The organism is Pseudonocardia sp. D17, assembly GCF_036984265.1.
Classification (GTDB): domain Bacteria; phylum Actinomycetota; class Actinomycetes; order Mycobacteriales; family Pseudonocardiaceae; genus Pseudonocardia; species Pseudonocardia benzenivorans.
In genome coordinates, this window is record NZ_BPRG01000034.1 from 1 (window position 1) to 13,084 (window position 13,084).

At 68.1% G+C, this 13,084-nt stretch carries 16 protein-coding genes and 1 pseudogene; 10 read left to right on the plus strand and 7 right to left on the minus strand.

The genetic code is table 11. The features are described 5' to 3' along the window. The first annotated feature begins 973 nt into the window (after positions 1–973). The 3 genes from PSD17_RS05060 to PSD17_RS05070 are packed head-to-tail and all read left to right on the plus strand — an operon-like array spanning position 974 to position 1,973. Positions 974–1,450: a hypothetical protein gene (locus PSD17_RS05060; RefSeq protein WP_339121857.1), complete on the plus strand. Its 477-nt coding sequence runs from the start codon at positions 974–976 to the stop codon at positions 1,448–1,450. Between the two features lie 60 nt (positions 1,451–1,510). Beyond that, a complete protein-coding gene (locus PSD17_RS05065; RefSeq protein ID WP_339121858.1) occupies positions 1,511–1,789 on the plus strand; it encodes a hypothetical protein in 279 nt (92 codons plus the stop codon). A 4-nt stretch (positions 1,790–1,793) separates the two neighbouring features. Continuing rightward, complete coding sequence (locus PSD17_RS05070; RefSeq protein ID WP_339121859.1) at positions 1,794–1,973, plus strand: hypothetical protein; 180 nt, start codon at positions 1,794–1,796, stop codon at positions 1,971–1,973. Between the two features lie 122 nt (positions 1,974–2,095). Here PSD17_RS05070 and PSD17_RS05075 read toward each other — a convergent pair whose 3' ends face one another. Then, on the minus strand, positions 2,096–2,485 hold the full coding sequence (locus PSD17_RS05075; RefSeq protein ID WP_339121860.1) for a hypothetical protein: 390 nt from the start codon (positions 2,483–2,485) through the stop codon (positions 2,096–2,098). Positions 2,486–2,583: 98 nt separating this feature from the next. Here PSD17_RS05075 and PSD17_RS05080 point away from each other — a divergent pair, with 98 nt between their 5' ends. The 5 genes from PSD17_RS05080 to PSD17_RS05100 all read left to right on the plus strand — a co-directional run bounded on the left by PSD17_RS05080 (position 2,584) and on the right by PSD17_RS05100 (position 5,820). Next, positions 2,584–2,934 (plus strand): DUF3846 domain-containing protein, encoded by a 351-nt coding sequence (locus tag PSD17_RS05080; RefSeq protein WP_339121862.1) that lies wholly within the window; start codon positions 2,584–2,586, stop codon positions 2,932–2,934. 121 nt (positions 2,935–3,055) lie between these two features. Further along, positions 3,056–3,313: a hypothetical protein gene (locus tag PSD17_RS05085; protein WP_339121863.1), complete on the plus strand. Its 258-nt coding sequence runs from the start codon at positions 3,056–3,058 to the stop codon at positions 3,311–3,313. A 98-nt stretch (positions 3,314–3,411) separates the two neighbouring features. Beyond that, complete coding sequence (locus tag PSD17_RS05090) at positions 3,412–3,753, plus strand: hypothetical protein (protein WP_339121864.1); 342 nt, start codon at positions 3,412–3,414, stop codon at positions 3,751–3,753. Positions 3,754–3,970: 217 nt separating this feature from the next. Continuing rightward, on the plus strand, positions 3,971–4,516 hold the full coding sequence (locus PSD17_RS05095) for a hypothetical protein (protein ID WP_339121866.1): 546 nt from the start codon (positions 3,971–3,973) through the stop codon (positions 4,514–4,516). 1,121 nt (positions 4,517–5,637) lie between these two features. Beyond that, a complete protein-coding gene (locus tag PSD17_RS05100) occupies positions 5,638–5,820 on the plus strand; it encodes a hypothetical protein (protein WP_339121867.1) in 183 nt (60 codons plus the stop codon). Between the two features lie 517 nt (positions 5,821–6,337). Here the strand turns inward: PSD17_RS05100 and PSD17_RS05105 are convergent. Both PSD17_RS05105 and PSD17_RS05110 read right to left on the minus strand, forming a co-directional pair. After that, positions 6,338–6,535 carry a hypothetical protein gene (locus PSD17_RS05105; RefSeq protein ID WP_339121868.1) on the minus strand — a complete coding sequence of 66 codons (198 nt, stop codon included), beginning with the start codon at positions 6,533–6,535 and terminating at the stop codon, positions 6,338–6,340. 395 nt (positions 6,536–6,930) lie between these two features. Further along, the gene (locus tag PSD17_RS05110) at positions 6,931–7,752 is read right to left on the minus strand and encodes a ParA family protein (protein WP_339121869.1); all 822 of its coding nucleotides are present in this window, start codon (positions 7,750–7,752) and stop codon (positions 6,931–6,933) included. Between the two features lie 128 nt (positions 7,753–7,880). Here PSD17_RS05110 and PSD17_RS05115 point away from each other — a divergent pair, with 128 nt between their 5' ends. Continuing rightward, the gene (locus PSD17_RS05115) at positions 7,881–8,165 is read left to right on the plus strand and encodes a type II toxin-antitoxin system prevent-host-death family antitoxin (protein ID WP_339121870.1); all 285 of its coding nucleotides are present in this window, start codon (positions 7,881–7,883) and stop codon (positions 8,163–8,165) included. 6 nt (positions 8,166–8,171) lie between these two features. Continuing rightward, the gene (locus PSD17_RS05120) at positions 8,172–8,447 is read left to right on the plus strand and encodes a type II toxin-antitoxin system RelE family toxin (protein ID WP_339121872.1); all 276 of its coding nucleotides are present in this window, start codon (positions 8,172–8,174) and stop codon (positions 8,445–8,447) included. Between the two features lie 77 nt (positions 8,448–8,524). Here PSD17_RS05120 and PSD17_RS05125 read toward each other — a convergent pair whose 3' ends face one another. The 4 genes and pseudogenes from PSD17_RS05125 to PSD17_RS05140 form a co-directional block, all read right to left on the minus strand. Then, positions 8,525–9,481 carry an ATP-dependent DNA ligase gene (locus PSD17_RS05125; protein WP_339121874.1) on the minus strand — a complete coding sequence of 319 codons (957 nt, stop codon included), beginning with the start codon at positions 9,479–9,481 and terminating at the stop codon, positions 8,525–8,527. Positions 9,482–9,667: 186 nt separating this feature from the next. After that, positions 9,668–10,966, minus strand: a complete 1,299-nt coding sequence (locus PSD17_RS05130) for a MinD/ParA family ATP-binding protein (protein WP_339121876.1) — start codon at positions 10,964–10,966, stop codon at positions 9,668–9,670. Between the two features lie 29 nt (positions 10,967–10,995). Continuing rightward, the gene (locus tag PSD17_RS05135) at positions 10,996–12,444 is read right to left on the minus strand and encodes a transglycosylase family protein (RefSeq protein WP_339121878.1); all 1,449 of its coding nucleotides are present in this window, start codon (positions 12,442–12,444) and stop codon (positions 10,996–10,998) included. A gap of 2 nt (positions 12,445–12,446) precedes the next feature. Continuing rightward, positions 12,447–13,084 (minus strand): annotated as a pseudogene (locus PSD17_RS05140) (hypothetical protein); the annotation flags it as partial.

Sequence of the window (13,084 nt, forward strand, 5' to 3'; positions counted from 1 at the left end):
CGCCCCCCCTGCGGGGTGGGCCGGGCTGCGCCCGGCGTGCGACGGCTGTGCCGTCGCAGTAGGGTTATTTCCCCTGCTAGTCCATACTGTTTACTAATAAACATGAAAACTTGTAAATTGAAAGACTTGTTTACCGGTTTCCTTATTTTAATGCACTTCTTGCCGGTTGGCATTTTGCTAGTTTACTAGCAAAATAATTAGCCTGCAAATACTCAAATTAGTAAAAGAGCACGCGCTTTTTTAATGTTGGCGAATTAGTAAAATAGCAATTCTTACCGCGATATCTGCGCTGAAATTCTCCACCTGCGCTGGACTGATGCCCTTCGGGGGGTGCCCTGCTCCGCTCGGCCACCCGCATCACCCGCATCAGTGCAGTTCAGGGCAGGTGTCGCTACCCGCATCAGCACCCGCATCAGACCCGCATCAGACCCGCATCAGCACCCGCATCAGGCCCAGCACGGGGGCCTCGCGAGGTGCGAATCCGGCCCGTCTCGGGGGGCGAGGGAGTGAACCGGGTTTCGCGCGGAGGCTGTCCGGCGCCGGGGCACGGGCTGTTCGTCTTCGGGCGGCTGTGAGCACCGAGCTGGAGGGTTCGACCGAGCGGAACCGTGTGCTCGGCGGAGGCCGGGGTCCGCCCTTTGACGAGGGGAGCGGTGACCTTCACGCCGGTGCGACCGCACTCGGGGCAGGTGCCCTTAGCGCCAGTGACTCGGGGGGTTGCGGAGGTCCTGCGGTAGGTCCCGCGCTTGATGGTGAAGCCGCACCCGGGGGTCCCGAGCGGGTGGCCGTCCGGGTCGACGTCGCAGTGGCAGAGCAGACCCTCGTACTGGTCAGCGGCCTCCGTGTTCATGTCCATAACATTAGCGCGTTGCTAGCTGTACTGTCCATATCTCTACATCGTTAAAAACACGATCGAGCGATCTAGGCTGCTGCTATATAGATCTAGTGTCCAAAACTATGTAGTGTTATGGACATGACGAGCGAGGCCCCGAACGGCTACTCCGCGATCCTGGCCAGCACGGTACGCATGGTGGGCATGGTCCCGGTCCGCGTCGACGCGCACAGCATCGACGAGCACGCGGCAGAGGTCGGCTTGACCTTGGGCACGGTCCTGATCTACATGCGAGACGTTCACACCGCACAGCACGTCGCAGACGGGTGGTCGTCGAGCGCGGTCATCGCCGAGCATCTCGGCCCGGCGCGGCCGATGCAGGCGCGCGGAGGGCTGCAGCGGGCGATGGGCTCACAGGTCTCGGCGCTAGTCCGCCTCGGTGGCCTGCCGTCGATCACGTGCACGCCGTACACCCGCCGTCCGGGTAACGACACCCCGAGTCACGCGCGGATCATGGTGGGCCCGTTGACGTTCGAGGTCTGTGACTGGACGGCGTGGGCGGCGATGTCGCACGGCTTCAAGCGCGCGCTGCGGGTGCTTCGGGCGGCGACGGCCTGAGATCAGGGGACCCGGGACGGCCGGTGGCGCAGCGGCGCGACCGGCCGTCACCATGTCGGCATGGTGGCGTGGACGGTGGACGTGAGGGACCGGCGGGAGGGCCGCGTGACGGCGGCCCTGGGCGCGGGAGAGGCAGGTGACGATGGTGCAGCGTGGGCGGCGGCGCTGGACGTCGTCGAGCGGCGGGCGTGGGAGCAGCCGAGGCCGTCGCAGCTGTGGATCAGGGTGGGGGAGAAGGAGGGTTTCGTCATCCCGGGAGAGGACGAGAGCGGAGCGCCCGATGCCGTCGGCCTCACGCTCGCGGTAGAGCGGATGCGCGAGACGCTGACGGGGGAGTGACAGCGTGAGCGACGAGGAGACCGCAGGTCTGACGGTCCGGGACCGGTGCGCACGGGCGGGGATGAGCGACGAGCGCACCGCAGCCGCGTTCGAGCGGGGATTGCTGATGGTCGACGGTGTGGTCGTCGAGGACCTGAACATGCCCACGGAGCCCGGGAGCCGCATCGTGATCGCGGCTTCCTGACCGCGCGATGTCGACGAAGCCCAACCTTTGAGCCGGCGTTCCCGGAGCGGGCGAGGGTAGGGCGTAGGGGAGCAGTGTGACGTCACCGTGGCATCGCGCCCCGGCACGTGGGAAATGAGCGCTTAGGCAGAGCCGCCCTCATGGCCCGGCTGCGAGAGGGTCGGCCGATTACTGGTCTTGCCCTGATGGCGGCGCTCAGAGCCGGGCCTGCGCCGGGTGACGGCCCACTGAGGGACAACGGCAGGCGCGGTCAGGATGGGGGCCCCGCGGCGCTCTAGCTCGCAGGTGACGATCCCGAGCCAGAACGCGCGGTCGGTCATGACCTGGGCCCACATGACAGCCCGAACGACGCCGCCGACGAACACCCCGCCGGACCGATACCCGCGCCCATGTCGCTGCTGCTGCGTGAGGGCCGCAAGGTCCACCCGCACCGGCACCGGTGGATCACAGCGCCGGACGGCGGGGTCGGAGCTGTCGAGCACGTCTGGCGCGCTTCCCTCCTGGTCGAACATGTGTTCGAGTATGACGTACGGCTCGACGCCGCTCCGGTTGAGAAACTAAGCGCCTAAAGTTGTGGACGCATGCGGTGAAAACATGTAAGGTTATGGACATGAACACGGAAGCTGGAGTCCAGGTCCTGACCCTCACCCCCGCGGGAGAGCTCACCGACGCGATGCTGCCCGCCGGTGACACGCTGCGCGGTCTGCAGGAGGCGATCGGATGCGCCTGCGTCGACGTGATCCAGCTGTCGTCACGGCTCGACATATGGCTTGACGACGAGGGGCTCTGGAAGCCAGAACCGCAGCTCAATCGAGGTGCTATGGCGGTTCTGGCATCGTTCGGCTACGTCGGGGCGGCGATAGTGGGGACGGCGGTATTCGCCGAGCATGACGCGGAGGGGGACACCACGTCGCTGAGCGAGTCGGCACGGACTGCGATTCGAGAGCTTCTCGGGTGCTGACGTAGTCGGGCGGGGGGCCACGGCCAGCCCTCGCACCTTTAAACAACCTAAAGTAGTGGACATTGTCGAGACAAGAGAGTAAGGTTGTGGACGCCGAGACGGAGATCGAAGGGATCGAAAGATGAAGGTGCGGGTGGAGTGGTCAACGGAGGAGACCGTGACCTACGGGATGGCGGTGGAGCTCGCAGGCAAGGACTACGGCGCGGACGCCGCCGCCCTGCACTGGCTCGCGGGCGTCCCGCTGATCGAGGCCCTCGACCTCGCGAGCGACGGCCGCTTCCAGCTCGACGACCTGCCGGACATGGAGGCGTACGGAGACGAGATCGACTACGAGACGCACCGCCGTGACGTCGCTGTCGTGAGGGTGTTGACCAGGTGACAACCGGCGGGGCGCGCACCGAAAGCGCGCCCCGCCGACCAACTTCAACTCAACGTTGTGGACAAGCCGGGAGCCGGGCACCGAAGAGGGAGTGAGCGATGACGCTGACGATCAGGCAGGCCACCGCGCTCAACAGGGCGCTGTACTGGGTGCTCAACGGCCCGACCATCGAGACGAGCGACGACGAGGCACGGGAGCTACTCGCCGAGCTGGCCGCGGCCGTGAACACGAAGCTGCTGACCGGAGTCCGCCCGGACGACGTACGCGCAGCGTGGGGCAAGGTCGCGGACCGAGAGGGTGCAGAAACCATCCCCTGCGCTTACTGCCACCGGGCCGTAGCCCCCCGCGACGCTGCGGCCCCAGCGTGGTTTTGGCCGGGTCGCGGACGAGTGACGGCGTGCCGAGACTGCGCAGGCGACGACGGGGAGCACGCCGACTGACGATCCGGGCCCGGCGCCGAGAGCGGTGCTGGGCCTGGCCACCCCTGGGCCGGCGTAAAGGCTGGGGCCTCGCGCCGGCCCCTCGGCGTAGCCCGGCCCGCCGGCTCCCGGATCACCGGATTATCAACCAAGTATTGTTCTGAACACTGCGAGTGAACGAGGGGATAGACCCGTGATTCGAGCAGGTCGAAGCGTCATGGACCTAGCGGACCTGACCGTGGCGCACGGACTCAGCGCCGGACAGGCGCGCCGACAACCTCCGTGGACGGCTGACGGGCACCCGCGGCCGGTCAACAACCCGCAGGGCCGCCGTGCCGCACTGTGGGACCGGGAGCAGGTCCTCGCCTACATCGCGGGGGAGCCGGTGCCCGCCCTTCCTGACGTCGACGACCCGGACGACCTGCTCGACGCGGAAGAAGCGGCGGCCCTCGTCGGGCTCGCTCAGGCTACGTGGTTGTCCTACCTCAACCGTCCCCGACCGCTGGCGCCTGCACCGGACGCGACCATTCGCGGCATGCCGCACTGGCGACGATCCACGCTCACCGGCTGGCAGGCCAACAGAGTCGGGCAAGGCGTCGGTGGTGGACGTCCATCGCGCTCGGGCCTCTCGACCGATGAACTCGAGGAGAGGGTGCGCACGCTGCTCACCGAGGCGGCGGCGACGGGCCGGTGGCTGAGCGCACGCGCAGTGAGCCGGGAACTCGGCATCTCCCCGACCACCGCCTCGAAGCTCGTCGCGAGCGTGCGTGGCGAGTCAGGGTGAGTGATGGATTGACAGAGCGTGTGCGCCGCCGCCGAGTTTCGGGTGATCCGAGCCCCTCGGCCGGGGGTACGTGATCAGAACGGCCCCGAACGATCGGCCCCCTCGCTAGCGTCCCGATTGATCAACACCGTTGCTAGGAGGACTCCGTGTCGTTCATCCGTCGTGCCCTCGCGGTATCAGCACTTACCGCCGCCACCGTCGGCACTCTCGCCGCAGGTTCCGCGAACGCCGCACCCGCCCAGGGTTCGTGGAGCTGTGAGAATGACACGGTCACCGCGACGTGGGGCTCGTACACCGGCTCTGCCCCGGTGGACTGTTCCCGACTGCCGCGCTCGGGTTCCGTCACTCCGCAGGCATCCGATTCCGGAGCCTCCGACGCGGACCAGCCCGTCGGCTGAGTCTCGTCGCTGCGACGAGACGGCGCCCGCTCCTTGGGGGAGGAGCGGGCGTCGTCTCGTGTGGCGGAGTTTCCCCATCAAGCGCTGGTTTGTCGCCCTGGGTTCCTTCCATGCGTTCGGCCGACGACTTAGCGACAAACGTTGTTGGGAACGAACGTCCATCTCTTTGAGTGAACGAGTTTCCCCGTTGCTGGAGTTTACGTAGATACGGGCGTCCGGCGAACGTAAGTTACTCCTGAGTAGTATGTGGCCGCCGAACGTAAGTTACTGACAAGTAATAGGAAAATGGTCGGCCGAAAACGTGAGACTCGACACACTTCGCTAATTCTTCGACACCATGTAGAAGATTGTCTGCGGCGCTCATCCTGAACGTTGCTAACCCATATAGCCTAGTGATGTTACGCTATTCAGCCTAATCAACCAGCAAGGGTCGACCGCTCACCGCAAAAGATCCACCCCTGATCCAAGTTCTGTGGCGTAACCAAGATCCATTGGCTAGTCCGCGACGGGGCCGCCGACACCACGCCCGGCAGCTACCGGTGGGACGTCCCTGGGGGTGCGGGCGGATACCCTCCTCGTTGAGTCCGAAGCCGACACCCGTACGGGAGCCGGCCCAGGAGTCGCTGGACACCAACTTCAGAGCGTCGCTCGTCGCGTGGTCGCAACCACGAAGAGCCTTCGGGGCGCCCCGGGGCCACCGATGAGAGACGGAGGTTTGCCCCAGTGGCAGACAACGACCTCGACGTTCAGGAGCACGAGTCCGGTGACGAGCAGCACCCGGAGCGAGAGCCGATCCCTTGGAGCGAGCTCCTGCAGCTGGCCGCCTTCGTGGCCGGAACGCAGGACAGCGCCAAGATCGTCTTGATCTTGGCGCTGATCCTCATCCTTCGGCAGCTCGCTTCTTAGCTTCCAGGCGCAGAGCGAGTAGCCGGGACAGGGGCCTCGCCGCAGACGTGCGGCGGGGCCTCTTTCTTTAGGACGTGTAAACGTCGGCTAGGTTGCCTCGGGTGAGGCACTGCAATTATTCAATTTCTTCTGCGGTGACGAACATTCGTAAACGTATGTTCAGCACCCACCGCGAGTGGCAGTCAAGCATAGTTTGGCGCCCAGCGGCTAAAGCGCCTGTCACGGAGCATGATTTTTCGATCACACTGCGTGACCATCTAGTGTCGGTCATCACAGCATCTCGCCCATTTCTGCAGGTCAGCAAAAGTGAGATAGATCACAGTGTGTCTGCAGTCACATTCTGCTCTGCCACTGACCGTCTGTCCAGCGGTGTGGGCCTCAGGCTCGTCCGGAGCACACCCCGTCAAGGCTACGCCTCCGGGCCCTTCAGCTGAGTTACGAGTCGGCGGGCTTAAGCAACTACCAGTTAGTCAAAATTTGCGCCGATAGCACCTCTTTGTATGGAACGTGAGCCTATTCATCCACCTCCACGAGGCGTCGTTGAGGCAATCTTGTCGACGGCTCGACGGAATCGCGGGTTAGCTTCCCAGAGGGCGATCATTGCCCGGATTCTGATGTTGACGCTGACGTGGTCGTCGAGCTTGGCGAGGCCGAGTGCCCGGAACTCGTCGGGGTGCAGGTAGATCATCTGTTTGCTGGCGTCGGCGGTCGACACCTTCGGGACCCGGACCGCCCGAGGCCCGCTGTTCTCGACGCCACCCTCAGGGGCGGCCGTGGTCTCGGCCGTCGAGCTGGGCGCCTTCCGTGTCGCTGGCTTGCGGGAGGACTGGCTGCTCTTCGGCGTCGGCGTGGTCTTCGCTGGCCCGGCCCCGGTGTCGTCGCTCGGGTCCGCGTCAGCTGCTCTGGTGCGGCTTCCCGCGCGACGAGCGGCCCGTCTCGGCTGCCGGGGGGCGGCAGCAGGGGCTTCGGATGCTGGCTGCTCGGCGGGCTCCGGCTCAGCGGGAGCATCGGCAGCCGCGCTCTCCGCGGGCTGTGTCGGCGCGGGAGGCGGAGGAGGGAGCTCGTCGGGGTTGATGCTCAGCCGGCCGCGGATCCTGTCGGCTCGCGAGATCACCGGATCACTCCATCCTTGCTGTTGGCGACGCCCATGAGGTCACGCCGCAGGAACTCTCTGAAGATCTCGGCCAAACCGGTGGAGATGACGTCGGTCCGGTCGCCCAGCCGCTCGGTGAGCTGGAAGGCTTCGTGCACGGTGACGCGCCGCGGCACCTCGGCGCGGATCTCGTCGCCGAACTCCTCGAACGCGGCGTCGCGGATGACCGTGTCCACCGAGGTCCGGAGGTCGAACCCGGTCAGCACAACGCCGGCCCAGCGCAGCGGGTGCGCGCGCTGGATCCGTTCGACCCGGCTCCGCGCTTCGCGGGCCTTGAGAACCGCGTCGGTCGTGGGCGTGATCGGCGCGTAGGCGACGTCGGCGGCGTACATGGTCAGCGTTGCCAGCGAGCCGGTCCGGCCGCCGGTGTCGAGTAGGACGAGGTCGTAGCGGCTGTAGATGCCAGCGATGGTGAGGATGTCTCGCAGTAGCCAGGTGTCGGGCACCGCCACCTGGCTGACTCCGTTCAGCGAGGCGCCGGCGGGGAGCAGGTCCACGTGCGCCCACGGCGTGGACCGGATTTCGTCGGCAACCGCCTTGGCGCCGGCCTCGGCGTCGCCCTCGTTCGCCGTGACGCCTGCCGCTTCGAGCACTGTCCCGAGTCCGGAGCTGTGTGCCGGGACGTGGAACCGGTTGGACAGGTTCCGCTCTGGGTCGACATCGAGGAGCAGGGTGGAGATTCCGGCCCGCGAAGCCTCACCGGCCAGCGTGTGTTGCCACAGGGTCTTCGCGGTGCCGCCCTTTCCGGACAGCACCACGACTGACACGGCTTCAGACATAGAGGCAGCGTACGGCACACCTCTTACTAAGAAAAGCATAAAACAGCAAACAAGGTTGAGGGGGTTGCGAGTCGGTTGCTCGGCCCGCCGCAGTAGGCGTCACACTGTACTTGGAGTACTTTATGTACATGAGTGCTGCGCCCGACTTCCGGCCAGAGCCGGCCCCTGAGGAACTCTCCGCCGCCGAGGTGCGCGCACATTTCGCGGCGGTGGTCGGCCGCGCCGAGCACGCCGGCCACACGACCTACATCACCCACCGCGGCCGCCGAGTGGCCGCGATCGTCCCCGCGGACGTCGCCGAGTACCTCGAACAGCTGGAGGACGAGCACCTGTCGAAGCTCGCCGCCGAGTCCCTCGCCGACCCCGAGCCCTCGGTGCCGCTGTCTGAGGTCGTCCGCGAGATGAACCTCTGATCGCCGGTGCCCGAGCGCTACTCGATCGAGGTCCGTCCCGCCGCGCAGAAGATGCTGCGCAAGCTCGACCCCCCGGTCTCCCGCCGGGTGTTGCTCGCGATCCAGCGGCTCGCCGACGACCCGCGCCCTGCGGGTGTCAAGGCCCTCGTCGGCGCCCCCGGTCTGCTGCGGCTACGGGTGGGTGACTACCGGGTGGTCTACACCGTCGAGGACGGTCGGCTGCTCGTGGTCGTCGTGCACCTGGCGCATCGCCGGGAGGTCTACCGCGGCGGCTCGTGGTGACCTAGCCGCTGCAGTGCTGCGGAGGCCGCGCCGCCGGACCTCCGCAGCAGCCGGACTGGTACCTGGCCCTGACGTCGCTACTCTGGCCGCCCGCGGGCGACGTCATCGGCGGTCAGGTCAACCCGGACACGGCGGTAGACCACGGCGTGGCGCCAGCGGTCGTGTTCCCAGCACACGTCGGCGTCTACTTCGACAACGACGTCCGGTCGGGCCTTGGTGTAGACGATCGGGTCGCTGCCGAGCTGGCCGAACCGTGACGCGGGGATGACCGGGGGCCAGGGATGCGCACCGTCGGGGGGTGCGAGCACGCGCGCGAGCTCGGCCTGCTCGGCGGCCCGTAGCGGGCGGGTGCGCCCGGCGACGCGGAGCCTGCCGCGGTCGTCCCGTCGGCCGAGTATCAGTGCCTCCGGCCGGTCGAGGGGGCCGATCACCCCGCCGACGATGGCGTCCACTGCCGAGCGGATTCGGATCTTCTCCCAGGCATGCCGGTCGGGTCTGTACGCCCGTCGGCGGTCCTTCACGACGACACCCTCGATGCCGCCGCCGTGTTCGGCCATCCAGGCTCGTGCACCGGCCAGGTCGCGGGTGGCGGGCATGAGCGCGATCGGTGGCCGTGTCTCGTCGAGGAGGCGCCGTAGCTGCTTGCGTCGGCGCCGGTACTGCTCCGGGCGCATGTCGGTGTGCTCGCGGACCAGGACGTCGAACACCACGAACGTTGCGGGTGTGACGGCCGAGCGGCGGGCGGCGTGCATGGCGGAGGGGTGGATGCGGCGTTGCAGCGCGCCGAAGTCGAGCCGACCGCCGGAGCGGATGACCAGCTCGCCGTCGAGGACGGTCCCGTCGGGGAGCTGGTCGACGAGGGCGGCGGTGATCTCGGGGAAGTAGCGGGTGAGGGACCGTTGCTGTCGGGACTGCAGGACGGCGTGGCCGTCGTGGATGAACGCGATGCACCGGAAGCCGTCGAGCTTCGCCTCGAACGAGAAGCGCTCGGCGCGCTCGGCATCGGGTAGCTGCTCGGCCGGGCGCGCCGCCATAGGCCGCACTGGCGGCCTCAGCAGCACAGCGCTCCGAGTCACAGCCCGAGGGTAGGCACGTTCTCCCCTGGCGAGCGTCCCGAACAGGGGAGGGCCCCGATCGCGTCTGCCATCTGCGATCGGGGCCCTCGGGCGGCGGACGTCGGCCGCGGTGCCGCCAGGCCGCGGCCTGCCCGGTGGTCGGCGTCAGTCCTGTCGGTCGGGAAACTGGTCGGCGATGTGTGCGGCGACGGTCGTGTAGGCGTCACGGGTCGCCATGCGCAGCCGCTCGAACTCGATACGGCCGCCAGCGGCGAGGTGCGGGTCGGCCGGGACGTTGACCACGGCCCGCACGCGGGTGGCGAAGTGGCTAATGATCCGGCTCTGATCGACGTCCTGGCTGGACCGATCGCCGGACAGGACGACGATGGCATTGCGCGCCTTGGCTCCGAGACCGTGTGAGTCGAGCCAGTCGAGGGTATGGCCGGCGCGGCTGGCGCCGTCGATGGTGGCGCTCCCGACCACCACGAGGCTGTCCGCCATCCGGAGCGTGGGCTCCATCGTCGGATGCGAGATCCCGGTGCCGGAGTCAGTGATCATGATGTTGAAGAACTGTCCGAGGAGGTTGATCGCCTTCTCGTACTCGTCGGCGGTCAATGCGTCACTCACCGCCGGATCCTGATCTGAGGCGAGGACTTTTAGCCGTCCCGCCAACGACATATAGGAACTGACTTCCGTCAAAGTGCTGATGCTGTCAATATTGCGCAGCAAGTGGCGGATCGTCACTGACGTGTTTCCGGTGAGTCGGTCCGCGAGAGTACCGGCGTCAGGGTTGCCGTCGATGACGCTGACTTGGTCACCTCGAATCTCGGCAAGGGCCATCCCGAGACAGGCGGTTGTCGTGGTCTTGCCGATTCCGCCCTTTACGGAAATGACTGCGATCCGGCGGCTCTGGTGCAGTGGCCGCTGGACGCGCGCGCGCAAGAGCTGACGTGCACGCTCGGTCTCGCCGATCCCGGGGTTGATCAGGCCACCGCTCCTGCGGTAGACGGCGCGCCGCCAGCCGCTCTGCGGGACATCGCCGCGGTGGCGGGTCAGGGTGTCGTGGCTGAGGTCGACCGAGGCCGGTCGCCACTCGCCCGCTCCGCCATCGGGGGGCCTGACCGAGGACTGCGCTGTCACCGCCTCAACGGGCGCCTGTGGACGCTGAGGAGACGGCTCCTGGCCCGCTGCGCTGGTCGCAGTCTCGCGGGTGCGGGGAGCGGCGGCTGCCGCGGGCTCGGCATCCTCGGTGTCGGGTTCGGTGCTCTGCTCGGCGACGTCGCCGGCAGCGTCACCGCCGGGCGGCCACCCGGCCCACTGCATCGCGGGGAGCGGGTGGACGTTCGAGGTGGCCGGCGCCGGCGCCGCGCGCCGTGCTGCGGTCGAGGCGCTCGGGCGTGGGCGAGCCGGCGCGCTGCCCTGCTCGTCGTCCCACCCGTGGCGAAAGAGCCCGGAATTGGTCATGGTGGCCCCCAGTTGAAGTGACGGTTGAATCAAAGTCCAAGTTTCTTGGAGCATGCGGGCCAGGCCCCGTAGTCGCCGCGGTCAGCGCGCACCTTCTCCGCTACAGCAATTTGCTGATCCTGGGTCGCCTTATCGGCGGTCGGCGCGTAGGCGTCGCCGCCGTACGCCTTCCACGTCGAAGCGTCGAATTGCAATCCGCCGTAATAGCCGTTTCCGGTGTTGGTGGCCCAGTTGCCGCCCGATTCGCATTGCGCGAGTTGTGTCCACGGAGCGTCGGCGCTGGAATCCTTCGGAGGGTCGGCGATGCTCCTGGCCTCCTGGTCGGCGGGCTGCTCTCCGGCGGGTTGTTGGTCGTCGGCCGTCTGGTCGGTGGGCTGCTGCGCGTTCTCCGCGCCGGGGTCTCCGCTGGGCGCGGGATCGTCGAACGTCGCGAGCTTGGCCGCGAGGGCCTGCGCATCGGGATCGGCGGTGGCCGCGCGCAGCTTCGGCAGCAGGTCGCGAGCCTGCTGCTGCCAGTCCCCGGCGTCGCCCTCCCCGCGGGTCGTCGCGTCGTCGCTCTGTTCCTGGTCGTCCTGGTGCTGGTCGTCCTGCTGCTGGTCGTCTGCGCCGGCGTTCCCGCGGGTCGTGGTCGTGCGGTTGACGTGGTTGCTCGTGTCGCTGCCGTCGAGCTGGTCGGCGAGCTGGGACGCGTCGGGGTCCCCGGTGGTGCGCAGCTCGTCGACAAGGGCGCTGGTCGCGGCTCGCCAATCGCTCGTGCCGCTGGCGTTGGTCGTGCCGCCGCCTGCGTTCTGCCCGCAGACGGTCACTCCGCCGCCGTGCGCGTCCTGCTGCTGGATGGCCGCGGCGAGCGCACCACCGCCACGCTGGCCGCGGCCACCGGCATCCTCCCCGCCGCCCGCGCTGGCCGTCGAGAAGGTGGCACCGGTGCGGGCGCTCGCCTGGCCGGCCCCGCTGTTCTGGCTCCCGCTGTTCCCGCTGCCGCTGCTGTGCTCGTCCGTTGCCTGGTCGTCGTCCGAGGTCTGGTCATCGTCGGCGGCCTGGTCGTCGTCGAGCAGGTCGGCCGGGGTGGGCGAGAACCCCGCTCGAGACAGGGTGGCTCCGATGTCTTCCGCCGCGCCGTCGTCGCCGGAGGTGGCCTGTCGCATCAGGTCATCGGCGAGGTCATAGGCAGCCTGACGCCAACCGGTCGAGCTTCGAGCGGGAGTGAGGCCGGCAGACCGCAGCCCTCGGGCCATCTCTGCCGCTTGCGGATCGCGGGGCGCGTCGAGGGTCGCCCCGGTCAGGACCAGGCGCAGTCCGTCGACGAGCTGCGCCGCCTGCGCGTCGGTGAGCTGGCTGCTTCCGCCGGTCGTGGAGGTGTGGACGTCACACACGGAGTAGGCCGTCGGCGCGACCGGAATCGTTGCAGGCGAGGTGACCACGGCTGAGCACGTCAGCACCGCTGCGGCAGCGAGGGTGCCGACAGTCGGGATCGGCATGGTTAGTGCTCCTTCGGATCGGGGTCGGTGAGCAGCGGGAGCGACGACGGGTCCTGCGTTGTGGCTGGCGGAGGCGACGTCGGGCTCGTCCCGGGAGTGGCCGGCGTGCGGGGAGCAGTCCCGGTGCTGCCTGGGGGTGTCGGGGTGGACGTCGGAGCGCAGGTCCCAGCGTTCGGCTGCGGGGTGCCGGTGCGGGTACTCGTGCCCCCCGAGCGGGAGGGCGCGGTGTCCGCGCTCTGAGCGGCATCGGAGTCGTCGTCCTGGCCGCTCGTCGCGTCCGCTCCGCCGCCGGGAGTCGGACGAGTCCCGCCGCTCCAGTCGGAGAGGACCCGGAGCTTGTCCCAGGGGATGCCATCGAGCGGCACGTAGTCCCCGGACAGTCCGGCTTGCTGGTAGGCGTTGGAGTCGGGGGCGTACTCGGCGATGAACGCCATCCGGGCCCCGCCGTTGTCGCCGACGTAGGCGCCGTAGGTCTGCAGGGCCTTGGCGATCGCGGCGGCGCCCTTGCTGATCCCGGGGATGGCGTCGACGTCGATGCTCGGGTCGAGCTGCACCCGTGCGCCCTCGGGGATCGGGGAGCCGGCGCCGTCCATGTTCGAGCCGTCGGTCTTGGTGGCGGGGTAGCGGACCTCGCCGGGTT

Excerpts from the sequence above, each read along its gene's own strand:
- PSD17_RS05060 (WP_339121857.1), top strand. The coding sequence starts at position 974 with ATGACGAGCGAGGCCCCGAACGGCTACTCCGCGATCCTGGCCAGCACG.
- PSD17_RS05065 (WP_339121858.1), top strand. The coding sequence starts at position 1,511 with ATGGTGGCGTGGACGGTGGACGTGAGGGACCGGCGGGAGGGCCGCGTG.
- PSD17_RS05075 (WP_339121860.1), bottom strand. The coding sequence starts at position 2,485 with ATGTTCGACCAGGAGGGAAGCGCGCCAGACGTGCTCGACAGCTCCGAC.
- PSD17_RS05080 (WP_339121862.1), top strand. The coding sequence starts at position 2,584 with ATGAACACGGAAGCTGGAGTCCAGGTCCTGACCCTCACCCCCGCGGGA.
- PSD17_RS05085 (WP_339121863.1), top strand. The coding sequence starts at position 3,056 with ATGAAGGTGCGGGTGGAGTGGTCAACGGAGGAGACCGTGACCTACGGG.
- PSD17_RS05090 (WP_339121864.1), top strand. The coding sequence starts at position 3,412 with ATGACGCTGACGATCAGGCAGGCCACCGCGCTCAACAGGGCGCTGTAC.
- PSD17_RS05110 (WP_339121869.1), bottom strand. The coding sequence starts at position 7,752 with ATGTCTGAAGCCGTGTCAGTCGTGGTGCTGTCCGGAAAGGGCGGCACC.
- PSD17_RS05115 (WP_339121870.1), top strand. The coding sequence starts at position 7,881 with ATGAGTGCTGCGCCCGACTTCCGGCCAGAGCCGGCCCCTGAGGAACTC.
- PSD17_RS05125 (WP_339121874.1), bottom strand. The coding sequence starts at position 9,481 with ATGGCGGCGCGCCCGGCCGAGCAGCTACCCGATGCCGAGCGCGCCGAG.
- PSD17_RS05130 (WP_339121876.1), bottom strand. The coding sequence starts at position 10,966 with ATGACCAATTCCGGGCTCTTTCGCCACGGGTGGGACGACGAGCAGGGC.
- PSD17_RS05135 (WP_339121878.1), bottom strand. The coding sequence starts at position 12,444 with ATGCCGATCCCGACTGTCGGCACCCTCGCTGCCGCAGCGGTGCTGACG.